At 40.4% G+C, this 26,984-nt stretch carries 27 protein-coding genes; 4 read left to right on the top strand and 23 right to left on the bottom strand.

The window, feature by feature from the left end:
• Genes ACN19N_RS02760 through pheS form a run of 3 tightly spaced genes read right to left on the bottom strand, consistent with a single transcriptional unit; the run spans position 1 to position 3,689 of the window.
• Positions 1 to 297, bottom strand: coding sequence for an integration host factor subunit alpha (locus ACN19N_RS02760; RefSeq protein ID WP_004664224.1), 297 nt, complete (start codon positions 295 to 297; stop codon positions 1 to 3).
• Positions 294 to 2,675, bottom strand: coding sequence for a phenylalanine--tRNA ligase subunit beta (pheT, locus tag ACN19N_RS02755; RefSeq protein WP_420001925.1), 2,382 nt, complete (start codon positions 2,673 to 2,675; stop codon positions 294 to 296). Before pheT ends, ACN19N_RS02760 begins: the two co-directional genes overlap by 4 nt.
• A 33-nt stretch (positions 2,676 to 2,708) precedes the next feature.
• On the bottom strand, positions 2,709 to 3,689 hold the full coding sequence (pheS, locus tag ACN19N_RS02750) for a phenylalanine--tRNA ligase subunit alpha (protein ID WP_420001924.1): 981 nt from the start codon (positions 3,687 to 3,689) through the stop codon (positions 2,709 to 2,711).
• A 230-nt stretch (positions 3,690 to 3,919) separates the two neighbouring features.
• Here pheS and ACN19N_RS02745 point away from each other — a divergent pair, with 230 nt between their 5' ends.
• On the top strand, positions 3,920 to 4,921 hold the full coding sequence (locus ACN19N_RS02745; RefSeq protein WP_420001923.1) for a hypothetical protein: 1,002 nt from the start codon (positions 3,920 to 3,922) through the stop codon (positions 4,919 to 4,921).
• A 155-nt stretch (positions 4,922 to 5,076) separates the two neighbouring features.
• On the opposite strand, the gene ACN19N_RS02740 is transcribed toward ACN19N_RS02745, so the two are convergent.
• From ACN19N_RS02740 to rpmI, 3 genes are all read right to left on the bottom strand, one after another.
• The gene (locus ACN19N_RS02740) at positions 5,077 to 5,634 is read right to left on the bottom strand and encodes an NADAR family protein (RefSeq protein ID WP_420002350.1); all 558 of its coding nucleotides are present in this window, start codon (positions 5,632 to 5,634) and stop codon (positions 5,077 to 5,079) included.
• 91 nt (positions 5,635 to 5,725) lie between these two features.
• Positions 5,726 to 6,085: a 50S ribosomal protein L20 gene (rplT, locus tag ACN19N_RS02735; protein WP_004664213.1), complete on the bottom strand. Its 360-nt coding sequence runs from the start codon at positions 6,083 to 6,085 to the stop codon at positions 5,726 to 5,728.
• Positions 6,086 to 6,096: 11 nt separating this feature from the next.
• The gene (gene rpmI, locus ACN19N_RS02730) at positions 6,097 to 6,291 is read right to left on the bottom strand and encodes a 50S ribosomal protein L35 (RefSeq protein ID WP_004637967.1); all 195 of its coding nucleotides are present in this window, start codon (positions 6,289 to 6,291) and stop codon (positions 6,097 to 6,099) included.
• A 236-nt stretch (positions 6,292 to 6,527) separates the two neighbouring features.
• Here rpmI and ACN19N_RS02725 point away from each other — a divergent pair, with 236 nt between their 5' ends.
• Positions 6,528 to 7,781, top strand: coding sequence for an MFS transporter (locus tag ACN19N_RS02725; protein WP_420001922.1), 1,254 nt, complete (start codon positions 6,528 to 6,530; stop codon positions 7,779 to 7,781).
• A gap of 34 nt (positions 7,782 to 7,815) precedes the next feature.
• On the opposite strand, the gene ACN19N_RS02720 is transcribed toward ACN19N_RS02725, so the two are convergent.
• The 4 genes from ACN19N_RS02720 to thrS form a co-directional block, all read right to left on the bottom strand.
• Positions 7,816 to 8,241, bottom strand: a complete 426-nt coding sequence (locus ACN19N_RS02720) for a YqaA family protein (RefSeq protein ID WP_269229618.1) — start codon at positions 8,239 to 8,241, stop codon at positions 7,816 to 7,818.
• Between the two features lie 27 nt (positions 8,242 to 8,268).
• Positions 8,269 to 8,886 carry a glutathione S-transferase N-terminal domain-containing protein gene (locus tag ACN19N_RS02715; RefSeq protein ID WP_420001921.1) on the bottom strand — a complete coding sequence of 206 codons (618 nt, stop codon included), beginning with the start codon at positions 8,884 to 8,886 and terminating at the stop codon, positions 8,269 to 8,271.
• A 393-nt stretch (positions 8,887 to 9,279) separates the two neighbouring features.
• A complete protein-coding gene (infC, locus tag ACN19N_RS02710; RefSeq protein WP_081399795.1) occupies positions 9,280 to 9,831 on the bottom strand; it encodes a translation initiation factor IF-3 in 552 nt (183 codons plus the stop codon).
• Between the two features lie 5 nt (positions 9,832 to 9,836).
• Positions 9,837 to 11,759, bottom strand: a complete 1,923-nt coding sequence (gene thrS, locus ACN19N_RS02705; RefSeq protein WP_420001920.1) for a threonine--tRNA ligase — start codon at positions 11,757 to 11,759, stop codon at positions 9,837 to 9,839.
• Between the two features lie 264 nt (positions 11,760 to 12,023).
• Between thrS and ACN19N_RS02700 the strand changes: the two genes are divergently transcribed.
• The gene (locus ACN19N_RS02700; protein WP_420001919.1) at positions 12,024 to 13,667 is read left to right on the top strand and encodes an acyl-CoA synthetase; all 1,644 of its coding nucleotides are present in this window, start codon (positions 12,024 to 12,026) and stop codon (positions 13,665 to 13,667) included.
• 45 nt (positions 13,668 to 13,712) lie between these two features.
• Here the strand turns inward: ACN19N_RS02700 and yjgA are convergent, their stop codons facing one another.
• The 9 genes from yjgA to mazG form a co-directional block, all read right to left on the bottom strand.
• Positions 13,713 to 14,252, bottom strand: a complete 540-nt coding sequence (gene yjgA / locus ACN19N_RS02695) for a ribosome biogenesis factor YjgA (protein ID WP_269229615.1) — start codon at positions 14,250 to 14,252, stop codon at positions 13,713 to 13,715.
• A 2-nt stretch (positions 14,253 to 14,254) separates the two neighbouring features.
• Positions 14,255 to 14,524, bottom strand: coding sequence for an HPr family phosphocarrier protein (locus tag ACN19N_RS02690; protein WP_087545614.1), 270 nt, complete (start codon positions 14,522 to 14,524; stop codon positions 14,255 to 14,257).
• Positions 14,521 to 15,372: an RNase adapter RapZ gene (gene rapZ / locus ACN19N_RS02685; protein WP_269229614.1), complete on the bottom strand. Its 852-nt coding sequence runs from the start codon at positions 15,370 to 15,372 to the stop codon at positions 14,521 to 14,523. The genes ACN19N_RS02690 and rapZ overlap by 4 nt, the downstream gene beginning before the upstream one ends.
• 23 nt (positions 15,373 to 15,395) lie before the next feature.
• The gene (panC, locus tag ACN19N_RS02680) at positions 15,396 to 16,241 is read right to left on the bottom strand and encodes a pantoate--beta-alanine ligase (protein WP_269229613.1); all 846 of its coding nucleotides are present in this window, start codon (positions 16,239 to 16,241) and stop codon (positions 15,396 to 15,398) included.
• Between the two features lie 3 nt (positions 16,242 to 16,244).
• Positions 16,245 to 17,054 carry a 3-methyl-2-oxobutanoate hydroxymethyltransferase gene (gene panB / locus ACN19N_RS02675; protein ID WP_269229612.1) on the bottom strand — a complete coding sequence of 270 codons (810 nt, stop codon included), beginning with the start codon at positions 17,052 to 17,054 and terminating at the stop codon, positions 16,245 to 16,247.
• A gap of 38 nt (positions 17,055 to 17,092) precedes the next feature.
• Positions 17,093 to 17,581, bottom strand: a complete 489-nt coding sequence (gene folK, locus ACN19N_RS02670) for a 2-amino-4-hydroxy-6-hydroxymethyldihydropteridine diphosphokinase (protein WP_269229611.1) — start codon at positions 17,579 to 17,581, stop codon at positions 17,093 to 17,095.
• Positions 17,578 to 19,032: a polynucleotide adenylyltransferase PcnB gene (gene pcnB, locus ACN19N_RS02665; protein WP_420001918.1), complete on the bottom strand. Its 1,455-nt coding sequence runs from the start codon at positions 19,030 to 19,032 to the stop codon at positions 17,578 to 17,580. Before pcnB ends, folK begins: the two co-directional genes overlap by 4 nt.
• A gap of 139 nt (positions 19,033 to 19,171) precedes the next feature.
• The gene (locus tag ACN19N_RS02660) at positions 19,172 to 19,600 is read right to left on the bottom strand and encodes a ComEA family DNA-binding protein (RefSeq protein WP_420001917.1); all 429 of its coding nucleotides are present in this window, start codon (positions 19,598 to 19,600) and stop codon (positions 19,172 to 19,174) included.
• Complete coding sequence (gene mazG, locus ACN19N_RS02655; protein WP_420001916.1) at positions 19,569 to 20,375, bottom strand: nucleoside triphosphate pyrophosphohydrolase; 807 nt, start codon at positions 20,373 to 20,375, stop codon at positions 19,569 to 19,571. The genes ACN19N_RS02660 and mazG overlap by 32 nt, the downstream gene beginning before the upstream one ends.
• Before the next feature lie 94 nt (positions 20,376 to 20,469).
• Between mazG and ACN19N_RS02650 the strand changes: the two genes are divergently transcribed.
• On the top strand, positions 20,470 to 21,243 hold the full coding sequence (locus ACN19N_RS02650) for an SDR family oxidoreductase (protein WP_420001915.1): 774 nt from the start codon (positions 20,470 to 20,472) through the stop codon (positions 21,241 to 21,243).
• 44 nt (positions 21,244 to 21,287) lie between these two features.
• On the opposite strand, the gene ACN19N_RS02645 is transcribed toward ACN19N_RS02650, so the two are convergent.
• From ACN19N_RS02645 to cysM, 4 genes are all read right to left on the bottom strand, one after another.
• Positions 21,288 to 23,594: a RelA/SpoT family protein gene (locus ACN19N_RS02645; RefSeq protein ID WP_269229606.1), complete on the bottom strand. Its 2,307-nt coding sequence runs from the start codon at positions 23,592 to 23,594 to the stop codon at positions 21,288 to 21,290.
• Between the two features lie 52 nt (positions 23,595 to 23,646).
• Positions 23,647 to 25,035, bottom strand: coding sequence for a 23S rRNA (uracil(1939)-C(5))-methyltransferase RlmD (gene rlmD, locus ACN19N_RS02640; protein ID WP_420001914.1), 1,389 nt, complete (start codon positions 25,033 to 25,035; stop codon positions 23,647 to 23,649).
• 9 nt (positions 25,036 to 25,044) lie between these two features.
• On the bottom strand, positions 25,045 to 25,866 hold the full coding sequence (locus ACN19N_RS02635; RefSeq protein WP_269238519.1) for a 3'-5' exonuclease: 822 nt from the start codon (positions 25,864 to 25,866) through the stop codon (positions 25,045 to 25,047).
• An 84-nt stretch (positions 25,867 to 25,950) separates the two neighbouring features.
• A complete protein-coding gene (gene cysM, locus ACN19N_RS02630; protein ID WP_004664170.1) occupies positions 25,951 to 26,874 on the bottom strand; it encodes a cysteine synthase CysM in 924 nt (307 codons plus the stop codon).
• Positions 26,875 to 26,984 lie beyond the last annotated feature (110 nt).

Raw genomic sequence — 26,984 nt, 5'->3', positions numbered from 1 at the left:
TCAATCGATCTGCTCATTTCCAACGCGCTGTCTAAATTTTTGACCTGCTCTAAACGTAACCACTCGGCGGGCAGAAATCGGAATTTCTTCACCCGTTTTTGGATTGCGTCCTGGACGTTCACGTTTATCACGTAATTCAAAATTACCGAAACCAGAAAGTTTGACTTGTTCACCCGCAATTAATGCTTGGCTAATTTCATCAAAAAATAGCTCGACCATCTGTTTTGCTTCACGGCGATTTAAGCTAGTAAGCTCACTTAAATGGTCCGCCATCTCTGCTTTTGTTAATGCTGTCATGAGGCCCTCAATGTCGCTTGGTAAGTGTCTTCCAACACTTGAATAATGTTATCCATACCAGATTTAATTTCAGCATCTTCAAGCGTACGAGTTGGGTGTTGCCACAACACTGCAAAAGCCAAAGAGCGCTTGCCTTGTTCAACCCCTTGCCCCGTATACACATCGAACAACCATGTAGAGTCGAGTAACTCTCCACCAGTTTGCTCAATTAATCGCTGAATATCTCTTACCTCAATATTATCAGAGATTAAAAGCGCAATATCACGTCTAACCGATGGAAAACGTGATAATTCTGTAAAATTAGATACATAAGATTGCAAAACCGCCTGTTGATCTAGCTCAGCAACCCAAGTTATGCCTAAATCAAGTTCATTTTCCAAAGATGGATGTAAGCGACCGAGATAACCAATCGATTGTCCATTGACTAGAATTTCAGCTGATTGACCTGGATGTAGCCACGCACGTTCAGTACGAACAAATTCAACATTCACACGACCCGCAGCTAAAACCTCCTCAATCTCACCTTTGAAATCAAAGAAATCCATTGCTTGAGGTTTCACATGCCAAGATTCTGGTGTACGAGAACCAACGGCAATCAGTGCCAAAGTTGGAATTTGCTGAAGATCATGAATACTTTGCGCATTCTGATAATCAAAACGCAAGCCCAACTCAAAGAAACGTACACGCTGCTGTTGACGATTGAGATTGTGCTGTACACAAGGAATCAAACTCGATAACAAGGTACTACGCATTGCTGCCAAATCACTTGAAATTGGATTGGCAAGCATTAATGGTTGTACATTTGGATTCAACTGCTTTTCAAGTTTTGCATCAGCAAAGCTAAAGCTAATCGCTTCTTGATAACCCAATGTCGCAACAGTTTGACGTAATTGTGCAACTTCAAAACGGTCTTGATACTTTTCTAATTGCACATCAATTTTTGGCAAACTGATTTGAATATTGTCATAGCCGTGAATACGTGCAACTTCTTCAATCAGGTCTTGATAGATTGCCATATCATAACGATGTGATGGTGGGACAACACTCCACTCTCCTTCAGCTTTGGTTTCCACCACACAGCCCAACCGTGTTAACGCATCCGCAATAAAATCACCAGCAACTGGATAGCCCAACAATTGGTCTACTTGTGCTTGTTTTAATGCAATCGCTTCACGCTTCGGCAATAAAGCCTCTTGCTCAGCAACCGTAATTGGACCAAACTCACCACCAGCAAAGGCTTGAATCAGCTCAGAAGCACGGTGCATGGCGATCATTGGCAATTCAAAGTCTACACCACGTTCGTAGCGCTGTGATGAGTCAGTATGCAAACCAAAACGACGAGCACGTCCTGCAATAGCTAAAGGTGCAAAGAATGCGCTTTCAAGGAAGATATCTTGAGTTTCATCAGTTACCGATGAATCCAACCCACCCATAATCCCTGCAATCGCCAATAGTTTTTGATCATCGGCAATGACCATGATGTCATCTTGCAATTCAACTTCTTGATCGTTGAGCAAAGTCAGTTTTTCTTGTGGTCGCGCTTGGCGCACTTGAATCGAACCTTCGATTTTTGCCAAATCAAAAGCATGCATCGGTTGGCCGAGTTCAAGTAACACATAGTTGGTAATATCCACCAAAATACTATGGGTACGAATGCCTGAGCGTGTCAATGCCTGTTCCATCCATTCAGGGGTTGGCGCTTTCACATTGACATTTTTAACGATACGACCTAAATAACGTGGTGTACCTTCTGTATTGATGCTGACCACTTTCTCATCAGCAATATTTGCTGCAATGGCCTGAATCTTCGGCTCATTCACTTCAAGCTGGTTAATCACCGCGATTTCACGGGCAATCCCGCGGATACTAAAGCAGTCACCACGGTTTGGCGTGATACTGATGTCAATCACATTGTCATCAAGTTTTAAATATTCACGAATATTCATTCCCACTGGTGCATCAGCAGGCAACTCTAACAAACCATCAATTTTGTCTTCTAAATCAATTTCAGAAGCACCACAGAGCATACCTTGTGATTCAACACCACGGAGCTTGCCTTTTTTAATTTTGAAATCGCCTGGTAATACCGCACCGATCGTTGCAACAGGTGCTTTCATGCCTACACGAACATTTGGCGCACCACAAACAATCTGTAAAGCATCACCTGAACCAATATTAATCGTGGTCACACGTAAACGATCTGCATCTGGATGTTGTTCAACCGTAAGGACTTCACCAACAACCACACCGCTAAACGGTTTTGCTACAGGCGCTAACTCATCAACTTCCAAACCCAACATAGTCAATTGATCAGACAATGTATCGCTATCAATTGCTGGATTTACCCAGCTGCGTAACCAATTTTCACTAATTTTCATTTGTATAAACCTTCTTTAATCCTGAAAAACTGTTTAGGCAAATTGGCGTAAGAAACGCACGTCATTTTGGTAGAACATACGCAAATCATTAATGCCATAACGCAACATTGCAAAACGTTCTACCCCTAGACCAAAGGCAAAGCCTTTGTATTTATCAGGATCAATTCCTGCAGCACGCAATACATTTGGATGCACCATGCCACAGCCTAAAACTTCTAACCAACGGCCACGTTCATCCATAATATCCACTTCTGCACTTGGCTCTGTAAATGGAAAGTAAGATGGACGGAAACGTACTTTTAAATCTTTTTCAAAGAACTCATTGAGTAGGTTAATCAATAAACCTTTTAACTCAGCAAAGCTGGTATTTTCAGCAACGTACAAACCTTCGATCTGATGGAACATTGGCGAATGGGTTTGATCTGAGTCACAACGATAAACACGGCCAGGACACACGATACGAATTGGCGGCTGACTGGTTTCCATGGTTCGAATTTGCACACCCGAAGTATGGGTACGAAGCAAATGCGTTGCATCAAAGTAGAAAGTGTCATGCATCGCACGGGCTGGGTGATGTCCCGGAATATTTAAGGCTTCAAAGTTGTGATAATCATCTTCAACTTCTGGACCATGAGCAATTTGGAAACCCGCTTTAGTAAAGAATTGGCAAATACGCTCTTGTACTTGAGTAACAGGATGAATACTTCCCATGCGCTGACCGCGGCCCGGTAAAGTAATATCAATGGTTTCACTTGCTAATTTTTTTGCAAGTTCAGCTTGTTGTAATGACTGTTGACGCTCGGTCAAAGCTGCATTGATTGCTTCACGAACAGCATGGATGGCAGCACCTTGTACTTTTCGTTCTTCAGGATCCATTTTTCCAAGTGCTTTCGACTGCTCTGCAAGCTGGCTTTTTTTCCCTGTAAATTGCACACGGACTTGATCGAGTGCAGCAAGGTCTTGAGCCGCTGCAATGGCAGCAAGCGCTTCAGTGGTCAGGGCTTCCAGTGACATAGTAACTCTCAAAGCAACAAAATATAGAAATATAATAAAACGCTATAGTTTATCAGCTTTTTACAAGTTTGATGAAAATAAACAGCGGTTTAAATAGCGTACTTTTGAAAATATAGATGCAAAAATAAAACAACAAGATACCTAAGCAGATCAACTAAAATTTCTGAAAATTACTCAACAATTGAATAAAATGTATAAGATACCGATATCGTCAATGAGAAAGAATAACGATGGCGCTTGATCAAATCTGGAAACAACAGCTTACATTAGTGACTTATGGCAATGAGTTTCTTGCAGGTGAACTCAATTTTAGCCGTTGGATTGAACATCCAATTTTCAATCAAAATCGACTGATTTTTAGAGACTTACTGTCTCAACATCTATTGGCACAACATTTCCAGATTTGGCTTGAAGGCCTAAAAAAACAAGGCGTTAAAAAACTCAGCCTGCATTTATCTAGCGTACTTAATGATGAGCAAAATCCAAATGCTAACGTAGAGCTGCTTCCTTTTGCGCATTTTATTGTGAGCCATCAAGGCAATAAAAAAACCGCATGGATTTGTGGACTTGAACTTGCAGAGTGGTACAACAGTGATAATGAGTTTGAAGCCCCACTTTCTCAATGCACAACGCTCCGCGAAGAAAGCTTTTGGCGTTATGAGTTGAATGATAAATTCGCAAAAAAAGTTGATGCAGACTTACAGAAGGTAAATTGGAATGCGATTGCCGTTTTCTTAGAACGAGAGTTATTCAATCATAAATATACTGAAGACTTTTTAGAACCTGAACAACAAGACTTTCCTTTTTACGGCTACGAGATTAATCCAACAGCTATTTCAAGCAAACAGCTTGCACTCATTCCAACCGATTATCCTGCGGACTGTGCGCATCGTTTATTACATCGCACACAAGCATTAACTGATTATTTAGAACAACAAAGAAAGCATCCTTATACGGCTACAGGTGAGTTAATTAGCCCTGAAGAACAGATCAATCTCCGTAATTTTTCACAAAAAACTGATGACTTATTTGCAAAGCTGATTGTAAAAACCGCAAATCACTACCAAACGGCTCAACTTACGGCAGAAGAACCTGAAATCATTGACCGAACCATGGAAATTCCACATCAGATTGATAAGTCTCCCCATCATAAAGTAGGTGCGTCTGGCGTAATTAAATTGATTATATTAACCGTGATTATTTGTCTAGTTGCTTATTATTTTGGGCTATAACTCCCATCAAACGCTCAGTCATATTCATAGATGTTGATAAAATCAGATTCAGATGATGGCTCAAATTCTATCGTCATAACATCAGCATGTTTGAACAGACTTATATAAGGGCTATACAATAAATCTGAGTATAGCTTCTTCCCAAAGGCTCAATACTACTGAACCAGAAATTGAGACCGAACCTGCATGAGTGCAAAACCAAGTAGGTTTAGGCCTTTCCATTGTTTCGGATCTTGAATCTGTTCATGGTCTTGCGCCATACCAATACCCCAAATTCTATCAACGGGTGATGCCTCAACAAGAATACGATCCTTCGTCGTTATTAAGAAATCGCTTAGTTCAGGATGCTGTGAAAATTTAGCTAGATTGGCTTCCACCACAATATCAAAGCGTTTTTCTAACCACACTTGTTCATCGTAGTTCTGCACTTTTCGACCAAGTTGCTTTGCCTCATTTGGATGTGTGACCTTCAAAATTTGATTAAATATCTCATCATCATGAAAGAGTTTCGCTTTTTGCGCCATCATATAATGTTCAGCCGTGAGATATTCAATTCCATCCTGTTTAAATGGCGATGGAAACCACTGACTCAAACAACTTTTATCAACAAGATTGGCTTGCTTTGGAGTATGTCCCCAAAAATATAAATATTTGAACTGGTGACATTGTTTAGTTTTTTCAATTAAATCATTTAAAAAAATTTCATCTTGCATCATTTATCTCTGCTTATTATCTATTGTTTAAAATGAATGTTCTAAAAATAAAAAAGACCGCTAAAAAGCGGTCTTCTTTGAATCTCTAAGCTTATGCAGCTAATGCACCTTTAGCTTTTTCAGCTAAAGCAGCAAATGCAACTGCATCATGCATAGCGATGTCAGCTAATACGCGACGGTCGATGATCACTTGAGCTTTTTTCAAGCCATCGATCATACGGCTGTAAGACAAACCGTTAAGACGAGCACCAGCATTGATACGCGCAATCCATAAAGCACGGAATTGACGTTTCTTTTGACGGCGGTCACGGTAAGCGTATTGACCAGCTTTGATTACCGCTTGGAACGCTACGCGGTAAACGCGTGAACGAGCACCATAGTAACCTTTAGCGCGAGCAAGAATTTTTTTGTGACGGCGATGAGCCACTACACCACGTTTTACACGAGCCATTTATAATCTCCTTAGATGTATGGGCACATAGCACGAACTGATGCAACGTCACTTACGTGAACCATTACACAACCGCGCAATTGACGGATACGCTTAGCAGATTTTTTGGTCAAAATGTGGCGCTTGAATGCTTGTTTGCGCTTGAAACCGTTTGCAGTCGCTTTAAAGCGTTTAGCTGCACCACGGCGAGTTTTTAACTTAGCCATAGTAACCTCTTTTGGGCACCTGTTCGGCTCGTTTGCACTATTGCAAATCGACCTGCAGGTAAGGAAGGCAGTATCATATAGCATCTGCCTTTAAAACAAAAGTAAAATGCTCATTTTTTAACAGCAACTACTTTATTTTTCTCAAACGTTATTTTCCATAACCAATTCTCAAATTATGAGAAAAATCCACAAAATCAGCGCCTATAATAGAATCAAATTATTAAATCTTTATTCTTATGAATATTCAGAATGACGCATTCGCCGCGTTACGGTATCGAGATTTCTCTATTGTGACCTTGAATCAATTTTGCTTAACACTGGCAATTTTAATTCAGGAAATTATTGTTGCTTATTCACTCTATCAAATCACTCGTGACCCCCTAACCTTAGGTTTTATTGGTCTCTCTGAAGCAATCCCATTTATCACGCTTTCTTTATGGGGTGGCTATTTTGCAGATAAACTGAATAAACAAAGCATTATGAAGGTCTGTTTATTCTTTTCCATTCCTTTACCTTTGGTTCTTTGGGCATTGTTCCATTTACATGGCTTAGAAAAAATTGGTATTAGCGCACTTTCTTGGGGCATTTATGCTGTCATATTTGCCTTGGGTACTATTCGAGGTTTTTACAATCCATCAGCAACCTCACTCAAACCCTTTTTAATTCCACGCGAACTGTATGCAAATGGTGCCACTTGGACCACGATCGGCTGGCAAAGTGGTGTCATTATCGGGCCAATGTTGGGTGGCTTTATGTTGGCATTTCTGGGACGTGAAACGAGCCTTTTTGCAGTATCCGCATTATTGGCGATCTGCTTTATTTTGATTAATTCCTTACAGAAACGAATATTCCCCAAAATGGAAACTGAGAATGTCTTACAAAGCCTGACCGATGGTTTCCGCTTTATTTGGAAAACCAAAATTGTTTTGTGGGCAATTTCACTAGACTTGGTATCGGTACTCTTTGGTGGTGTGATTGCTCTGTTACCCATTTTTGCCGAAGAAATCTTAAAGGTTGGCCCTGAAGGTTTAGGTTATCTACGCGCCGCCCCTTCAATCGGCGCACTGATTACTATGATTGCCCTGACCAAGTTCCCGCCTATGCACCACGCTTGGCGAAATATGCTCTTGGCAGTGGCTGGTTTTGGTATTTTTACAATTTTATTCGCTTTTTCAAATAACATATGGCTGTCACTGTTTGCACTGATGATGACTGGTGCATGTGACAGTGTTTCAGTGGTAATTCGCCAAACTGTATTGCAAATTTTCCCGCCTGAAAATATGCGAGGTCGAGTTGCAGCAGTGAATGGTATGTTCGTTTCATCGAGTAATGAACTCGGCGCGTTTGAATCTGGTCTTGCAGCTAAATATCTTGGGACAATCACCGCAACTATATTTGGTGGTTGTATGACGCTTGCAGTTGTAACTTACAGTTGGTTTAAAACCAGCGATTTATTTAAAGTCGATATTACTAAAGGTACTGATCATTAAGTATTTTGGGAAAGGCTAAATCTTTCCCTTATTTTTAAAAAATTCCTAGATATAAAGCATATAAAGTGAGATAACGACCACCTTTGGCGATGGTGACAACCAATAAGAATCGCCAAAAATTTTCCTTCATCAAACCTGCGATCAGGGTAATTGGATCACCAATCACAGGTGTCCAACTCAGTAGAAGTGAATAAAAACCATATTTATGATAAATCTGTTGAGCCTGCTCTAAACGCCGTCCAGAAACAGGAAACCATTTTTTATCTTTAAAATGTTCAATTTTCATTCCTAACCACCAGTTCACACATGAACCCAAGACATTTCCAATGGTTGCAACAAAGATCAGATAAAGAGGATTAGAAAACCCTTGTATCAATAAGGTTATTAATACTGCTTCCGACTGTAAAGGTAATAATGTCGCAGCCCCAAAAGCAGATATAAACAACAACCAATAACTCATGAGGCGAACTTAGACACTATAGAAAAATTAGACTTGGATCGACAAAGCTTTTTGTATCGCAGGACGAGCAGTTAAACGTTCAATATAATCTTGTACATACGGATAATCTTGAAGTTGAATGCCTTGCCATTCATAACGCAATGCCCAAGGCAAGATTGCCATATCCGCAATTGAATACTCACCCGCCACAAACTTCTGACCAATCAATTGTTTATTTAAAACAGTGTAAAGGCGTTTAGTTTCATTGATATAACGTTCAATCGCATACGGAATTCGTTCAGGTGCAAATTTATTAAAATGGTGATTCTGACCAAGCATTGGACCAAACCCACCCATTTGCCACATTAACCATTGTTCAACTTCTACTCGCTCTTGTTCATCCGTAGGATAGAATAATCCAGTCTTCCGACCTAAATATTGTAGGATCGCACCTGATTCAAATACAGAAATCGGTTCACCTCGTGGACCAATTTGGTCAACAATCGCTGGAATTTTATTATTGGGAGAAATTTTTAGAAAATCTGGTTGAAATTGATCATTTTCCAAAATATTGATTGGGAATATCTGATATTCAAGCCCCATTTCTTCTAAGGCAATTGTTATTTTATGGCCGTTGGGTGTACCCCAATAATATAAGTCAATCATTTATTATCCTATTCACCTTTCTCATGACGGTTATCTCGTTATAGCATATTTATTCAATACTGATCAGCAAACAAGCACAAAAACAAACAATAAAACCATGTTTTCAAAGAAAATGTTGTGAGAATCACAGTTATTCTCCTCAAAAATTCTTTCCATTTTATTCAAACAACCTATGCCCTATATGATTACCATTGAGACTGATCTACAAACAAATGAATCAAACATACCAATTGCAAACATAACTTACATTTATGAATTCATTTAATTAATCGTGGTTTAACATGTTTCATTTTAAGTACCTGTTAGCGACACTTATAAACGTCTAAGTCAATCAATACATGATTTTTTGACATAAAAAAGCACCGCTGCTTGCGGTGCTTTCTTAAAGAAAAATTACTTTTTCTTTTTTGGACCAAGTAACATGCCCATCTGACGACCTTCCATCTTCGGCGCTTGTTCAACTACGCCAAACTCAGCAACGTCAGCTTCAATTTTTTGTAATTGAGCCAAACCAAGCTGTTGATGTGCCATCTCACGACCACGGAAACGCAAGGTGATTTTGACCTTATTTCCCTCTTCAAGGAAACGTAAAATTGCACGCAATTTTACTTGGTAATCACCTACGTCCGTTGCAGGACGTAACTTGATTTCTTTCACTTGCACTTGATGCTGTTTTTTCTTCGCATCTTTTTGCTTTTGTTTCAAGTCAAATAAGTGCTTGTTGTAGTCCATGATTTTACAAACAGGCGGTTCTGCATTAGCAACAATCTCAACAAGGTCAAGATTAGCTTCTTCAGCAGCACGTAATGCTTCAGTTAATGAAACAACACCTTTTTGTTCCCCATCTGCAGCGACGAGGCGTACTTCTTTCGCACGGATCTCTTCGTTAATTGCAGGACGGTTACTTTTAGCACCTTGTTGCTGGTTACGGTCAGGCTGTTTAATCTTTATTACTCCACAATGTACCGGCCACGTTCGGCAACGGCAGATTTCACTAAGTCAATAAACGCATCTACCGACATAGTACCTAAATTTTTTCCTGAGCGAGTACGCACATTAACAGTACCTTCTTCAACTTCTCGATCACCAAGAACTAAAAGGTAAGGAATACGCTCTAGGGTACGCTCACGAATCTTAAATCCGATTTTTTCATTTCTCAAGTCAGAAATAGCACGAAGACCACTTTCCTTGAGTTTTGCAACCACTTGTTCACATGCTTCTGCTTGTGAATCAGTGATATTCATGACACACGCTTGGATTGGCGTTAACCAAGGTGGCATAAAGCCCGCATAGTGTTCAATTAGTATACCAATAAAACGCTCAAAACTGCCAAGAATTGCACGATGAAGCATGACTGGTTGATCGCGATCATTCTCTTCAGTCACATAAGATGCATCTAAACGAATTGGTAAGTTGAAGTCACATTGAATTGTACCGCACTGCCATACACGACCTAAACAGTCTTTCAGTGAAAATTCAATCTTAGGACCATAGAATGCACCTTCACCAGGTTGTAAATCCCACGCCAAGCCTGCATCATCTAAAGCATCCGCCAAAGATTTTTCAGCTAAATCCCAAAGTGCATCATCACCGACACGCTTTTCAGGACGTGTAGATAGCTTCATTTGCACTTCTTCAAAGCCAAAGTCTTTATAAACATCTAAAGTCAGTTTAATAAAGTCTGCAACTTCTTTACCAATTTGTTCTTTGGTACAGAAAATATGTGCATCATCTTGAGTAAAGCCACGAACACGCATAATCCCGTGTAAAGAACCTGATGGCTCATTACGGTGACAAGAACCAAATTCAGCTAAACGAATCGGTAAGTCACGGTAAGATTTCAAACCTTGGTTGAAGACCTGTACATGACATGGGCAGTTCATTGGCTTAACTGCATAGTTACGACTTTCTGAATGAGTCGTAAACATGTTGTCTGCGTAGTTTGCTGCATGACCAGATTTTTCCCAAAGCGTAAAGTCTACGATTTGCGGCGTTTTAATCTCTAGGTAGCCATTGTCCTGCTGAACTTTACGCATGTATTGTTCAAGCACTTGGTAGATTGTCCAACCATTTGGATGCCAGAACACCATACCTGGTGCTTCTTCTTGCATATGGAACAAATCTAACGCTTTACCAATTTTACGATGGTCACGCTTTTCAGCTTCTTCAATACGTTTGATATACGCAGCTAACTGCTTTTTATCAGCCCAAGCCGTACCATAGATACGTTGAAGCTGTTCATTCTTCGCATCACCACGCCAGTAAGCACCAGAGATTTTTGTAAGCTTGAATGATTTTAAGAATTTAGTGTTTGGTACGTGCGGACCACGGCACATATCCAAATAATCTTGATGGTAGTACAAGCCCATTTGTGTTTCATTCGGCATGTCTGCGATCAAGCGCAATTTGTATTCTTCGCCACGTGCTGTGAATTCTGCAATCACCTCATCACGTGGTGTCATTTTTTTGATGACATCATAATCTTGATCGATGAGCTTTTTCATACGCTCTTCAATCGCTGCCATATCATCTAAAGTAAAAGGACGTGGCATCCAGATGTCATAGTAGAAACCTTCTTCAATGACTGGACCAATTACCATTTTTGCTTCTGGAAACAGCTGCTTAACAGCGTGACCAACGAGATGTGCGCAAGAGTGACGAATAATTTCTACGCCTTCTTCATCTTTAGGCGTGATAATTTGCACAGTTGCATCTTCGGTAATCAAGTCTGAAGCATCGACTAAACGATCATTAACACGACCTGCTACGGTATTTTTCGCAAGACCCGGACCAATGCTTAATGCAACGTCCATCACAGATACGGCTTGATCAAAGTGTTTTTGATCGCCATTTGGCAAAGTAATAATTGGCATAATAAAATCCTTAAGGAGTGATGCCCTATACGAAGGAGCATATCACCGCGAGATTATGTATTGAGGCGAACCTCAAAAGATAAAAAACGGCGGATAAAAAAGTATTCAAGATTTTACACAGGTTTAGTTGAGGATGAAACCTTTGAATCATAAAAACCTAGATTGATTAGGCTTCATCTCCGACTAAAGCCTAAATGATTTAGACTGAATGACACACTATGTTGATATAGATATAAATGAAAAAAACACAAATGGAGCAAACACATGGTTAGTGCATATGATGAATTACCGAGAACCCCTGCAAATTTCGTTGCCTTATCGCCTTTACGTTATTTAGAACGTGCTGCTTATATTTATCCACACCAAGCCGCAATTATTCATGGGGAGCGTCAAATCACATGGCAACAAAGCTATCAACGTTGCCGCCAGTTTGCACATCAACTCACTCTGTTAGGAATTCAAAAGAATGATACCGTTTCGGTACTCTTGCCGAATGTACCTGCAATGATTGAAGCACATTTTGCTGTACCAATGGCAGGTGCAGTACTCAATACGCTGAATACTCGCCTCGATGCCAAAACCATTGCTTTTATGTTAGCTCATGCCGAGTCCAAAGTCCTTTTAGTCGATCCTGAATTTCGACAACTTGCAGCAGAAGCCTTAACACTCATCTCTCAAGACATTATTGTGATTGATGTATTTGATCAGGAATATGAAGGTGAGCAAATTGCACTTGGGCAATATGAATATGAATCGTGGTTGGCTGAAGGTGATTCTGAGTTTGACTGGCTACTTCCACAAGATGAATGGGATGCAATTAGTTTAAATTACACCTCAGGCACAACAGGTAATCCGAAAGGTGTGGTTTATCACCATCGCGGCGCTTATCTGAATGCAGCCAGTAACATCTTGGCATGTGGTATGAAACCTCGTGCAGTTTATCTATGGACACTGCCGCTATTTCACTGTAATGGTTGGTGTTTTGCATGGTCAATTGCAGCCAGTGGCGGCACCAATATTTGCTTACGTCGAGTTGACCCCGTTCTCATCTTTCAATACATCGCTGAACACAAAGTCGATTATTTCTGCGGTGCGCCAATTGTCTTATCCATGTTAATTAACACGTCACCAGAACAAAAAACAGCTTTCAACCACCATGTTGAAGTCATGGTTGCTGGTGCTGCCCCACCCGTTGCGATTATTGAAGGTATGCGTCATCTTGGAATCAATGTTAACCATGTCTATGGTTTGACGGAAACGTATGGCCCATCGGCATTATGTGCTTCGCAAGCAGGATGGAGTGACTTATCTATTCAAGAACAAGCACAACTACACTCTCGTCAAGGTGTTCCTTACCCGCTCCAAGACAGCATGCGGGTACTTGATCCTGAAACGATGCAACCCGTACCGAATGATGGGCAAACCATGGGCGAAATTATGTTCCGTGGCAATATCGTGATGAAAGGTTATCTCAAAAATCCACAAGCGACTGAAGAAGCTTTTAAAGGTGGTTGGTTTCATACAGGAGATCTAGCCGTTTGCCATCCTGATGGTTATGCCAAAATTACTGATCGCTCTAAAGATATTATCATTTCAGGTGGCGAAAATATTTCATCGCTCGAAGTCGAAGATGTACTTTACCGCCACCCTGCTGTACTCACCGCCGCAGTGGTCGCAAAACCTGATGAACGTTGGCAAGAAGTGCCTTGTGCTTTTATTGAACTAAAACAAGGTGCATCTGCATCCGCCGAAGACATCATTGCACATTGCCAAAAAGAACTGGCTCGCTTTAAAGTTCCCAAAGATGTCGTCATTACTGAGATTCCAAAAACATCAACAGGGAAATTACAGAAATTTATTTTAAGAGAATGGGCAAAACAACGAGCAGATGGCTCATTTGAAAGTTAATACCCCAAAATAAAAAGAAGTTTCCGAGGAAACTTCTTTTTGGCTTTAGCCTTGATCAGATAACAAGGCGACTTGCTGTACATAGTTCACAAATTTAAGCTTGGATGCTGCAAGATCTTCTTCACTCACCTGCTGTTTGATATCTCGATGAATGCGCAAAACATGCTGACGTAAAGTATGGCGTTCAGAAGCATTAAAAACTTTACTAAACTCATTAATGATTGGGTCACCTTGATCAATCATTCGATCTACCCAACGCATCAATTGCATTTGTTTTTTAGCACCTTGCTGCGGTGTCAAATAAGATAAAATCGTGGTTTCATTTTCATTACGCAATAACTTACCAACACGTTGAAACTGACGACGACGTGCTTCAAATGAACTGATTTTTTGCACTTCAAGTAATGCATCAATCAAACGCTCATCGACAGGAAGCTTTTGAATTTGCTTTGGATTGAGTTGAGCCAATTGCTCACCTAAAGCAGCCATACGTTGCACAGCTTTTTTTTGCTCGGTTCTACTCGCACGCCCTTCTAATGACTCAAAATCTTCATCTGTATAACGTTGTTGGGTACCACGTGCCACTATTACTCTGCCTCATAAAATTTTGCTGCGAACAGCGTTTGAATTTCTTCCAGTGCTTTTTCTTCATCAGCACCATCAATCACCAATCTTAATGTTGTGCCTTTACCAGCACCTAACATCAACAAAGACATAATATTTTTTGCATCAACCAATTTATCACCCTTGCCGATTTGTATCGAAGAGCTAAACTTGGTTGTCACTTCAATCAGTTTACCAGATGCACGCGCATGTAAGCCGAGTTTATTAATTACATCAATTGTTGTGTCTATCATGACCAGTGCTTCATTTCTCTATGTAAGATTTGGACAGTCCATTTTGCCTTAAGAGCTCGTTTGAGTCTATCCACGATATAAACTGAACGATGTTGCCCACCTGTGCACCCGACTGAAATGGTCATGTAGTGGCGATGTCCTTCTGCAAAAGCAGGCAACCATTTTTCCAAGAAGTTATAAATATCGGTAAACATTTCATTGGTTTGTTGATTGCTTTCTAAAAACTGACATACAGGATCATCCAACCCTGAAAGACGACGCAACTCTAAATCCCAATGTGGATTCGGTAAATGACGCACATCAAACACATAATCAGCATCAAGCGGAATGCCATGTTTATAGCCAAATGATTGTAGAATCACAATCAACTTATCAGACTGCCCCAATCGAGACAGCAAGATATGTTTGAGATCATGGACGCTTTTACCTGTCGTATCAATATGCACCGTAGAGCGGAATTGTATCGGAATCAGCAGTTGCTTTTCTTCCTGTATACATTGCAACAGGCTATTAAAACGATTTGCCAACGGGTGTGGTCTACGCGAAGAGCTAAACCGTGCAACCAAATCTTGATCTTGCGTGGTTAAGTAAATGATATCCACAGTACCATGCTTTTTTAATTGCTCAAAAACATGGTCAAACTCCTGCATATCCGCACGAGTACTTCGAATATCCACACCTAATGCCAACTGCTCTAAGTTATTTTCATGATCCAGTTTAGCTACAATTTCAGGCAACAATGCCAAAGGTAAATTATCTATACAATAATAGCCCAAATCTTCAAGCACCTGTAATGCAGATGATTTTCCTGAACCTGATTGTCCTGTAACGATAAGAATACGCTTCATCGCATATCGCCCTTTAATTTATTTTATGTTTTAAAGTTAATTTGTAAATTATCAATCAAACGTGTCGAGCCCAATTTAGCCGCAACAAACAAAACTAAATCGCGATCAAACTCTTCAATTGGTTGCAAGTTAGGCTGACGTGCTTCTACATAATCCACAACAAATCCAGCTTGTGTCAATTCCGTTGAGATATTTGCTAACACTTGCGAAAGTGATTGCCCCTCTCCCAATGCAACTTCTGCTTGTTTTAACAACTGATAAATTGTTGGCGCAATACTTCGTTGCTCTTCTGACAAATAACCATTGCGTGAACTTAAAGCCAAACCATCTGCTGCTCGTACAATTGGTACGCCGATGACTTCTAATGGAATATTTAAATCCTGCACCAACTGACGAATTACAGCCAATTGTTGATAATCTTTTTGCCCAAAAAAAGCATAGTCTGGTTGTACAATATTGAATAATTTGGTTACAACAACTGCAACACCATCAAAATGACCAGGTCGTGATTGACCACATAAATCATTGGTAATTTGACTAACACGAATATTGGTTAAACGAGGCTGTTTACCATACATTTGATCGACAGAAGGGGCAAAAATAATATCGCAACCTACATCTGCTAACAAACGACTATCTTGTTCTAAAGTACGTGGATAACTATCAAAATCCTCGCCTGCACCAAACTGAATTGGGTTGACAAAAATACTCACCACCACAACATCACAGATTTTTTTTGCAGCGCGCACCAAAGTCAAATGACCTTCATGCAAATTCCCCATAGTTGGCACAAAACCAATTAATTTTTTTGTTGTTCTTGCTGGTGCTAATGATGCAGTTAAGCCTTGTATTGTTGTTTCTGTTTTCATGAGTTAGAGCTCAACTTGAAAAGTATGTTCTTTCGCTGGAAATGACTGATCTTGAACAGCAGCATGATACGATTTAAACGCATCTATAATTGCTGTTTCCCCCGCTTGTTCTTTCATAAAATTACGCACAAAACGTGCAACGCGACCAAAAGTCAAACCAAGCATGTCTTGTACAACCAAAACCTGTCCATCAGTTTCATTGCCCGCACCAATACCAATCACTGGAGTATTAGGAAATAGTTCAGCAATTTCTTTGCCTAACTGAGCTGGAACACACTCTAATAATAATACCGCAGCACCTGCATCAACCACAGCTTGGCAATCGGCAATCAACTGATCTGCTGCTTCACGTGTGCGCGCTTGAAGTTTATAACCACCAAATACATGTACCGATTGTGGGGTTAAACCTAAATGTACACACACAGGAATACCATTACGGGTCAAGACTTGGACTAATTCACTAAGCCACGCACCGCCTTCAATCTTGACCATTTGTGCGCCTACTTGCATCACGGCTTTGGCATTTTTTAGACCATCTTCAAGCGTCGCATAACTCATAAATGGCAAATCAGTCATAATTAAAGCATGTGAATTGCCACGGCGCACAGCTGCCGTATGGTAAGCCATATCTTCAACTGTCACAGGCAGCGTAGAATCTCGACCTTGAATTGCCATGCCTAGAGAATCACCGATTAAAATCGTATCAATTTCAGCCAATTCCATCGCTTTAGCCATACTTGCATCGTAACAAGTGAGACATGAGAACTTACGTCCTTCGGCTTTAAATTTTCTTAAGTCACTTAGACTAATCATGATGATGTCCTCTACGGCGTTTCTAGAACAAAGCAATCTTAAGCGGTTGCCCAAGACTGGTCTGCGATTACAGTTAAATTTGCCTGCTGTACCAGTTCTAAATCTTTTAATCGACACCCATTCAACTGTAAATGAGCATCTAAATCCAATAAGGGAACAATCACAAAATCACGTTCTAAAATACCAATATGTGGTACGGTCAAACGTTCATTTTGAATCTGCTCTTGGCCATAAATCAATAGATCCAAATCAAGCGTTCGCTCGCCCCAACGTCGCGCACGGATACGTCCTGCATCTTGCTCGAATTGTTGTAATTGATCTAATAGGGCAAGCGGTGCAAGTGTGGTATCGAGTTGAACAACCGCATTTAAATAATTCGGCTGATCTTGCGGCCCCATTGGCGGACTTTGATAAAGTCTTGAAACTTTTACCGGACCTAAACTAGCCAGCTTCACAACAGCCTCGCTAAGAATCTGTTGTGAATCGCCTAAATTGCTACCAAGACCAATATAAGCACGAGTCGTCATTGTGTTGGTCCAAAAACAACTTGGGCTAAATCACGCTGTACCCGTTTACGCTTGAGAATCGGGTGATCCGTATGAATTTGACCAGAACCCATAGTCGCTTTTTCGATAAAACGACTCGAAGATTCATCTGCTCTAACACGTTCTTTCTTGGCACGGCGGCTTCTAGGCTCAGGGACATTGACCAAAGGCTCAATCTCAGTGGTCTTTGGCTCATCAACTTCAACTGTCTTACGACGTGTTTTACTACGTTGACGGTTGTATTGACGAATTGCGACTTCTTTCTGATCGATTGACATTTCTTGGTAAGCTTCCCACCAAATCCCCATGCCTTCGGTACTGCTATCACCTGATTTCTCACGTAACAACAAGAAGTCAAAGCCTGCACGGAAACGTGCATGTCCAGCCAAAGCTTCAATTTGCTGTGGCTTTGGATTGAGCAAACGGGTTTGCATTTCCCATACTTCACGAATGAAAGTTTCAGCAAAACGGGGAATAATGGTACGTGTGGCTTGACGTTTCAATACATCCAAACCGGCTTGGGCACGTGCTTCAGCAGGAACAACACCTTTATTTAAATAAAAGTCACAACGTTCTAAGAAAGGCTTCCACAACAATACTGCATAAAAAAATGCGGGATTAATAGTCTTACCAATTTGAATTCGTTGATCAGTATTTTTAGCTGCACGTTCAATGAAGGCTGTTAGATTTGGAGGAATTTCAGCAAATAATTGCTTCCAAACCCCAAACTCAATCAGCATCGGCAAAACGCGTGCAAGATGTCCCATAGTAAATAATTTTTGAGACTCATCGTATAATCGATGAGGTGATACGTCACGTAACAGTTGCGTCATTTCAACATCAAAAACATCAATAATCGATTGATCAATTTGGAAGTTGAGTTTCGCAGCAAAACGTAAGGCACGTAACATTCTCACAGGGTCTTCTTCAAACCGCTGTGCAGGCTCACCTAGAAAACGCAAAGTACGCGTTTTAATATCATCAACTGCATGACAAAAATCTAGCACGATCGCTTGGCGCGGTTGATAATACAAAGTATTAATTGAGAAATCTCGACGCGCAAAATCTTGCTCAATTGTTCCCCAATTATTATCTCGCAGGATCATACCGGAAGCACTGGTGACTGCTTTTTTGGGAGGAGCGCGGAAAGTTGCGACTTCAATCAGTTCGCGACCAGAATAAACATGTGCTAATTCGAAACGTCGACCAATAATTCGGCAACGTCGACCAAAAACTTCTTTCACTTGAGCTGGTGTTGCATTGGTAACAGCGTCAAAATCCTTAGGATTAAGACCTAACATCATATCGCGAACACCGCCGCCTACAATATATGCCTCATAGCCAGCTTTCGTAAGGCTATCAATCACATCTAATATTGAAGAAGGGAGTTGGGTTGTGGACAAACCACATTTTGACGCACGCAAAGTTTGCAAAAGACACTGTCTCCTACGTCAGGACGTAAATAACAATTTGTCGCTAATCATAGCTCTAACACACTCAAAGGGCAATTTATTCTGTTGAAGTTTCAACAGATCAGTATGTTTTAATTGCAATATCATCTTTATTTTTATCCTATAATCCTAAGCGTGCTTTATTTTTCTCAAGCAATTTGGGTCCAATTCCTTTTACATTGACCAACTCATCTATCGTTTTAAAACCACCATTCTTTTGGCGATATTCAACAATTGCCTGAGCTTTTTTCTCACCCACGCCATTCAACGTTTGTAGCTGCTGTAAATTTGCTTGGTTCAAACTAATTTTATCTCCTTGAATGTTTACAGAAGATGAAACTTGCTTTGAACCTTGTTGTGCCGTGGGTCTTGATAAATAATAATTATTGTTTGGTTGCTTCGCCAATTGCTGATCACGTGCCTGTTGTTGCGCTTTCCATTTTTCATAGGACTGATCAAAAGGCTGCGCATCTACATATGAAAAACACCCTAAATATAAAAAGATGAATAGAAAAAGATTATGTTTGCTGCGTGGTTGCGGCAAATTCATTGGATTTCCCCTGAAGTTTTAAGTGTCTTTTTGCTTGCTCCCAAAGTTCGTCCATTTCTGCCAAACTCATTTCTTGCAAGTCTTTATTTTGTCTTTGTGCTTGTTGTTCAATGTATGCAAATCGGCTTCTAAATTTATGAATCGTTGCCAATAATGCGGTCTCACTCGACACGCCAAGTTTACGTCCTACGTTAATTAAAGAAAATAGACAATCTCCAAATTCTTCTTGTATGTCATCAGTTTTTTGAGTTTTTATCGCCTGTTGCAATTCCTCTAATTCCTCATTTAACTTCCCATAAGCATCTTCAACTGTTTCAAAATCAAAACCCAACTGCGCTGCTTTTTTTTGAATTTCATGTGCCTGTACCAAAGCTGGCGCATGTTTCACAGCATCTAGTCGAGATTGAGCCTTACCTTGTTTTTCTTGCTGCTTAATTTTTTTCCATAATTCACTGACTTGTTCTGAATCTAAATTTTGATATTTTTCAGCTTGAAATACATGTGGATGACGACGAATTAACTTCTCACTAATTGCATCCACCACATCATGAAAGTTAAATGCGCCTTGCTCACTGTACATTTGGGATTGAAAAACCACTTGTAATAATAAATCACCTAACTCGTTGCGAATTTCATTTAGATCACCCTCTCGAATCGCTGCTTCAACCTCATAGGCTTCTTCAATCGCATAGCAAGTCAAGCTATTAGGTGTTTGTTGTTGATCCCATGGGCATTTTTGTCGCAATTCTTGCATAATTTCTAATAACTTTTCCATGATCCTCTCCAAATACAGCCAAATTGTTGCAGCTTGAACCTGCTTATGCGTAATATACGCCGATTAAAGAAATATGATAAAGCAAGGCAAAGCAATGCAACATAGCGTATTTATTAGCGGAGCAGCACAAGGAATTGGTGCTGAGATTGCGCGCATCTTTCATCGTCACGGTTATAAAGTCGGTATTTATGATATTAATGATGAGCAAGCGCTTCGTTTAGCCAACGAACTTGGTGAAAATGCTAAAGCGGGTTATTTGGATGTTAGTAACTTTCGCCAGTGGAAAATGGCACTACAAGATTTTAAAAATTGGGCAGGCGAACTGAATATTTTAATTAATAACGCTGAAATCTTATACTCTGGCGCATTTGAAGAGACGTCAATTCAATCCCATCATCGCACTGTGGATATCAATATCAAAGGGGTTCTGAACGGTTGCCATGCTGGGTTACCCCACCTAGAAAAAGCCAGTTTTGCTCGTGTGATTAATTTATCCTCCGCCTCAGCAATTTATGGACAAGCTGATTTAGCATCGTACTCTGCGAGTAAATTTGCGGTTCGAGGCTTAACAGAAGCCTTAGATGTAGAATGGCAAAAATATAATATTCGCGTACTCGATGTAATGCCTCTATTTGTACAAACCAATATGGTAAAGAATATGAATGCAGGCAGTATTCAAAATATTGGTGTGGATTTAACCCCTGCGGATGTTGCGAAACAAGTCTTACAGTTAGCCCAACAAAAAGATCATGCCCTGATTCCAACTCATACTCCTGTAGGCATAAAAACCAAACTGATGTATCAATTGTCGAGCATCAGTCCACAGTTTTTAAATCGATTGACTAATATTTTCCTATCGAAGCGTTAAGCATAAAAAAGCTGCATCTCAATGCAGCTTTTTTATTTTATGTTCTAACTTCCCTGAACTAAACGTCGTGCGCTGATAATCCCGGGTTGCTGCTCTAAACGAGCCAATAAACGAGACAGTTGTGCCAAACCTTTGACTTCAATCAATAATTTCATATTGGCAATACCATCTGCCTCAGAAATGGTATTGACCTGACGAATATTGATTTGGTCTGAGAAAATCACTTGGGTGAGGTCTTTAAGTAGACCACGGCGATCATAAGCTTCAACCACGATTTGCACGCTCTGACCACGCGTTGGTTGCATTTCCCAATCTGCTTCAACAGCACGCTCAGGCTCTTGTGTCGTCATGCGTAAATAATCTGGACAAGCGATCTTATGGATACTGACACCACGGTTTAAAGTGATATAACCACCAATCGACTCACCATGCACAGGTTGACAACATTGCGCAATATGCAGCTCAACATTATCCAAACCATCAATCAAAATCCCGTGTGCTGAGAGCGTATGGCTCGCACGAGGATTTAACGCAGGTTTTAAAACCAGTTCAGGCTCATCTTGATCCAAGTGCATCTGACGATTGACTTGATTCATCAAGGCATGAAGGCTGATATCACCACTCACCAAAGCCACTAAAATATCATCACCCGCTTTCAGGTTGAAATGAGATGAATAATCTTTTAAATCAATACTCTTTGGATGAATAGCTAAACGAGATAATTCTTTATTCAGTAACTCACGTCCAACTTCAACGTTTTTACTGCGATCTTGCTGTCTAAACCAATGGCGTAACTTGTCACGCGCACGCGCCGTTTTGATATAGCCTAAAGAATTGACCAACCAATCACGGTTAGGTTCGCGGTCTTTCTTGGTTAAGATTTCAACCTGCTCACCTGTTTTCAAGGTATAGGTTAATGGCACATAGCGCTGATTGACACGTGCTGCATAGCACTTGTTTCCAACTTCAGTATGCACATGATAGGCGAAATCTAAAACGGTTGAACCTCGTGGTAATTCCTTAATATCACCATCACGACTAAATACATAAATCTTTTCAAAATTCTCAAAATCTTGAATTTGATCTATGCCATTTGACTCTTCATCTTCGCCATGTGGTGTCGTTTCAGTACGCTCTTGATAATGCTCAAGTACGGCACGTAAAGAATGCAAACGATGGTTAAATGAATGATCGGTATTTTTTGCGCCTTCTTTATAATTGAAGTGCGAACAAACACCTAACTCAGCCTCATTGTGCATTTCAAAGGTACGAATTTGCACTTCTAAAGATTTATTTTCTGCAATCACAGCAGTATGTAATGAGCGATAACCATTTGCCTTTGGATTGGTGACATAGTCATCAAACTGGTTGGGAATATGCCGCCATAATTGATGCACAATGCCTAAAGCGTGATAACAATCAGGTACACTTTTTACCAATACACGTACCGCACGAATATCGTAAAGCTGATCGAAACTCAGGTTTTTGCTTTTCATTTTTCGATAAATCGAATAAATGTGCTTCACTCGCCCAGTGATTTCAGCTTGGATATGATGCGTACCTAGTTCAGTCTTCAATTTATCAATGACAAATTGAATATACTGCTCACGCTCTAAACGTTTTTCATTCAGTAACGATGCGATTTCTTTATAGCGTTCTGGTGCTAAATAACGGAAAGCAAGATCTTCTAGCTCCCATTTAAGCTGTGCTATACCTAAGCGATGTGCAAGTGGTGAATAGATCGTTAAAATCTCACGTGCAACACGCTCTTGACGTTCTTTACTCGCCGTTGCCAATTCACGCAAGGCATAAGTACGTTCAGCCAGTTTGATTAAAACGACACGTACATCTTCTGTCACCGAAATCAGCATTTTATAAATGCCGTTTAAGTGCTCACGTTGATTATTATTGAAATGATCTTCTAAACGTTTATTTTTTTCAATCAATTCAGAGAGCTTACCCATCGCAAGCGTACCCTGTACAAGACCAAGTACTTGCCCACCAAACTGTTGTTGAATATCCTCTAAGGTAATTAAGCCTTCGCGCACACTGCGATATAACACTGCCGCTGACAATGTGTCTTCATCAACATGTAAATGCGCTAAAATATCAGCCATACCAATACCTGTACTAAAGGTATTGCTACGATGATGAACCGTGGTTTCTAATTCTTTTGCCAAGGTCAGCTCTGCAACTTTTTGAAGTTGCTTTAGCTCTGCCCCATCCAAAATATCACGCACTCGATCTAGCCAAGAGACCAGACCACTTTGCGCTTCAGCGGCATGTTCTACAGTCGTTTCCTCTGACAACTCATGGAGTCGTCCAGGTAACTGCTCACGTACTGTGACCATACCATTCTCCTCTGGATATGTAACTCATTCTCTAATCGTTTATCTCTTGGGTCTATTCAAATTGCTCAATTTTTTCAAACAAGGCAATTGATTCAACATGCTCAGTATGGGTAAACATATCCATTACTGCCGCTTTTTTAAGTTGATAACCATATTGTGCCAGTACACCCGCATCCCTTGCCAGTGTTGATGGATTACATGAAACATAAACGATTCTTTTTGCTCCAAAATTAGATACATATTGCATAACTTCAAACGCACCTGATCGTGGAGGATCAATTAATAATGCATCAAATCCTTGTTTTGCCCAAGAATGATGCGAAAAGTCTTTTGTTAAATCTTGTGAAAAGAACAATGCCTGAGACAATTGATTTGCTTTTGCATTTTCAGTTGCCCGTTGTACCATCTCATCACTTGCTTCAACACCAATGACCTGACCTGTCTCACCAACACAACGTGCTAAAGGTAAGGAAAAATTACCCAGTCCACAAAATAGGTCGAGCACTCTCTCCCCTTTCTGTAAATCTAGCAATTCACATGCCAAGTGAATCATCTTTGCATTTACACCACTATTTACTTGAGTAAAGTCTAAAGGCGAAAATGCAAATTTAACCGCAAACTCATCCAGACTATAGTGCAAACGCATCGGTGCTTGAGCATCATCAACACGATGTAAACTATCTGCGCCTTTAGGTTGTAAATACAACTGCCAATCCTTTAGTAACGCAAATTGACGTAATTGGTTGACATCCGACACATTTAATTCATCCAAGTGGCGAATCAATAAGGCTGTCTCGGTATCACCCATTGCTAATTCTATATGACCAATGTGGGCTTTGCCTGTTAGACTTTCGAGTAGTTTTCTCAACTCTACCAAACTTTCGGACAAACGCTGATCAAGTACGTGACACTGCTGAATCGGTGTTAAATGATTACTGTGATGTTCACGAAAGCCCATCACCAAACGATTTTGTTTCGCAATATAGCGAACGCCCACTCGAGCACGACGACGATAATCTATTTTTTCAGATCGGATTGGATCTAACCATTGTTCTGGTTGTAAACCAGCAAAATGTTGTAAATGTGACTTCAATACATTCTGTTTTAATAAAATCTGTTCATCTGGATGAATATGTTGCAAGCTACAGCCACCACAGACCCCAAAATGCGGACAAATCGGATCGACTCGTCCCACAGCCGCATCACTTTCTAGCTTAACCATATCCGCTTCTTCTAAACGCGAAGTTTGATTAGTGATCTTGGCTTGTACCGTTTCACCCACGAGCGCATAACGAATAAAAACCTTCTTACCGTGCTTTTCTTTTGGATGATCAGGATGCGTTCCATAATGCGCAATCCCTCGCCCCTCATGAGAAAAAGCTTCGATTTGAAAGGTATATGTTGGATATTGAGCTGGGCGCTGTTTCGCTTTATGTTTCAAAAGATCAACCTAATTTTTTGGCGCAAACGTATTTGCGGTAAATACAGTATATTGCGATGTTTGTTGCCATACCTGTAAGAATTCTGTTTGTTGCGTTTGAGTTTGTAAATAATCGATCGTGGTTTGAAGCCAATACTGATGATCATGTTGATTAAGCTGCCCTTTGAGCAACAACCAACGTAAATAGATCAACCATGTATTTAAAACATCACCTTCACAATAACTGGTCAGTTTTAACCATTGTTCAGTACGCACATACTCTGGCACATGATAACCAGTCTCACCACGTTTCCCAGGGAATCCTAAAAGGCAAGCAACATCATCAAGTTTTTGAAAATTTCGACCATTAAACATTGCCATCACATCCATCAAATCGACATGACGATGGTGATAACGGTTTTGATAGTTATTGAAACGCTTTTGGTTATCAATTTCACCTTGATCAAATAAACTTGACGCAGACAAACCATGATACATGGCGCGAAATAAAATCACTGGCAGATCAAATTGCGAACCATTCCAACTGATTAATGTGGGTTGCTTCTTATCAAAAATAGATAAAAATTTGGTCAACATCTCAGCTTCTGTATTTTGCTCCTGACTAAATGAAAAAAGTCGAACACCTTTTTCATCAATCCACAAACCAGAAATACACACAATTTCATGCAAAGGTAGGCGTTGAAAATCACTACCTGATTCTTGACGGCGAATCTTCGTTAATGCTTGTTCAACATCGGCTTCAGGTAAATCAAGATGATGAAGATGGGCACCAGCCTTTAAATCGGTCAGTGTTTCAATATCAAAAACTAAAGTCGGAAAGCGTAAACTCATCTTGAAATCTCTTCAAATCCCTCCCAACCCACCTTTTATAAAGGGGAGTTCTCCCTCTTTTTAACAGAGAGATTAGGGGAGATTTTAATCTTGAACTGAAAACAGCCCTGTTGACAAATAACGATCACCTCGGTCACAGATAATGCAGACAATCACAGCATCTGGATGTTCTTCAGCAATTTTAATTGACGCCCAAACTGCACCACCAGAAGAAGTACCTGCACTAATACCTTCAGTACGTGCTAACTTACGCATGGTTTTTTCTGCTTCGATTTGTGGAATATCAATAATTCGATCCACACGACGACGATCAAAAATAGTTGGAAGATATTCTTCCGGCCAACGACGAATCCCTGCAATGCTCGAACCATCAGATGGTTGTAAGCCCACAATTTGAATATCAGGGTTCTGTTCTTTTAAATACTTAGAGACCCCCATAATCGTTCCTGTCGTCCCCATCGAACTCACAAAGTGAGTAATTTTTCCGCCCGTTTGCTTCCAGATCTCAGGTCCAGTTGTGAGGTAATGCGCCTCTACATTGTCTGGATTACCAAATTGATTGAGGACAAAACCTTTGCCCTCAGCCTGCATTTGTAAAGCTAAATCGCGTGCGCCTTCCATACCTTGCTGTTGAGTCACTTCGATTAACTCAGCACCATAAGCCAACATTGCATCTTTACGTTCCTGACTCATGTTATTTGGCATGATCAGCTTCATTTTATAACCACGCATGGCTGCAACCATGGCTAAAGCAATGCCAGTGTTACCACTAGTGGCTTCAATTAAAGTATCACCAGGTTGAATTTGTCCACGCTTCTCTGCTTGAACAATCATGTTATAAGCAGGGCGATCTTTGACTGAGCCAGCAGGATTATTACCTTCTAATTTCGCTAATACGGTAGCTTGAGTATGACTTGCTAAACGCTGCAAACGCACTAAAGGGCTTTTACCGACATAATAGTCTAGTAAAAATTCATCTGCTAAAAAATCAGTTTGCGTATTCGTCATGATCGACACCGATATTAAGGTGGCGACTATTGTATGAAAAAATAAGAAATACTGCACCTTTTCACTATGCTTTTTATTGGCTAGCCAATACCTCTGATTTCGGCAAAGCA

The sequence above is a fragment of the Acinetobacter sp. LF10 genome (genome assembly GCF_048585715.1).
GTDB lineage: Bacteria > Pseudomonadota > Gammaproteobacteria > Pseudomonadales > Moraxellaceae > Acinetobacter.
Note: the sequence above shows the minus strand (reverse complement) of the source record. Positions and strands in the feature narration are given on the sequence as shown.

Excerpts from the sequence above, each read along its gene's own strand:
- panB (WP_269229612.1), bottom strand. The coding sequence starts at position 17,054 with ATGATTAGTCTAAGTGACTTAAGAAAATTTAAAGCCGAAGGACGTAAG.
- panC (WP_269229613.1), bottom strand. The coding sequence starts at position 16,241 with ATGAAAACAGAAACAACAATACAAGGCTTAACTGCATCATTAGCACCA.
- ACN19N_RS02700 (WP_420001919.1), top strand. The coding sequence starts at position 12,024 with ATGGTTAGTGCATATGATGAATTACCGAGAACCCCTGCAAATTTCGTT.
- ACN19N_RS02690 (WP_087545614.1), bottom strand. The coding sequence starts at position 14,524 with ATGATAGACACAACAATTGATGTAATTAATAAACTCGGCTTACATGCG.
- pheT (WP_420001925.1), bottom strand. The coding sequence starts at position 2,675 with ATGAAAATTAGTGAAAATTGGTTACGCAGCTGGGTAAATCCAGCAATT.
- ACN19N_RS02740 (WP_420002350.1), bottom strand. The coding sequence starts at position 5,634 with ATGCAAGATGAAATTTTTTTAAATGATTTAATTGAAAAAACTAAACAA.
- ACN19N_RS02725 (WP_420001922.1), top strand. The coding sequence starts at position 6,528 with ATGAATATTCAGAATGACGCATTCGCCGCGTTACGGTATCGAGATTTC.
- rpmI (WP_004637967.1), bottom strand. The coding sequence starts at position 6,291 with ATGGCTAAGTTAAAAACTCGCCGTGGTGCAGCTAAACGCTTTAAAGCG.
- ACN19N_RS02720 (WP_269229618.1), bottom strand. The coding sequence starts at position 8,241 with ATGAGTTATTGGTTGTTGTTTATATCTGCTTTTGGGGCTGCGACATTA.
- ACN19N_RS02715 (WP_420001921.1), bottom strand. The coding sequence starts at position 8,886 with ATGATTGACTTATATTATTGGGGTACACCCAACGGCCATAAAATAACA.
- ACN19N_RS02660 (WP_420001917.1), bottom strand. The coding sequence starts at position 19,600 with ATGAATTTGCCGCAACCACGCAGCAAACATAATCTTTTTCTATTCATC.
- ACN19N_RS02760 (WP_004664224.1), bottom strand. The coding sequence starts at position 297 with ATGACAGCATTAACAAAAGCAGAGATGGCGGACCATTTAAGTGAGCTT.
- thrS (WP_420001920.1), bottom strand. The coding sequence starts at position 11,759 with ATGCCAATTATTACTTTGCCAAATGGCGATCAAAAACACTTTGATCAA.
- rapZ (WP_269229614.1), bottom strand. The coding sequence starts at position 15,372 with ATGAAGCGTATTCTTATCGTTACAGGACAATCAGGTTCAGGAAAATCA.
- mazG (WP_420001916.1), bottom strand. The coding sequence starts at position 20,375 with ATGGAAAAGTTATTAGAAATTATGCAAGAATTGCGACAAAAATGCCCA.
- ACN19N_RS02645 (WP_269229606.1), bottom strand. The coding sequence starts at position 23,594 with ATGGTCACAGTACGTGAGCAGTTACCTGGACGACTCCATGAGTTGTCA.
- cysM (WP_004664170.1), bottom strand. The coding sequence starts at position 26,874 with ATGACGAATACGCAAACTGATTTTTTAGCAGATGAATTTTTACTAGAC.
- ACN19N_RS02635 (WP_269238519.1), bottom strand. The coding sequence starts at position 25,866 with ATGAGTTTACGCTTTCCGACTTTAGTTTTTGATATTGAAACACTGACC.
- ACN19N_RS02650 (WP_420001915.1), top strand. The coding sequence starts at position 20,470 with ATGCAACATAGCGTATTTATTAGCGGAGCAGCACAAGGAATTGGTGCT.
- ACN19N_RS02745 (WP_420001923.1), top strand. The coding sequence starts at position 3,920 with ATGGCGCTTGATCAAATCTGGAAACAACAGCTTACATTAGTGACTTAT.
- folK (WP_269229611.1), bottom strand. The coding sequence starts at position 17,581 with ATGACGACTCGTGCTTATATTGGTCTTGGTAGCAATTTAGGCGATTCA.
- rplT (WP_004664213.1), bottom strand. The coding sequence starts at position 6,085 with ATGGCTCGTGTAAAACGTGGTGTAGTGGCTCATCGCCGTCACAAAAAA.
- pheS (WP_420001924.1), bottom strand. The coding sequence starts at position 3,689 with ATGTCACTGGAAGCCCTGACCACTGAAGCGCTTGCTGCCATTGCAGCG.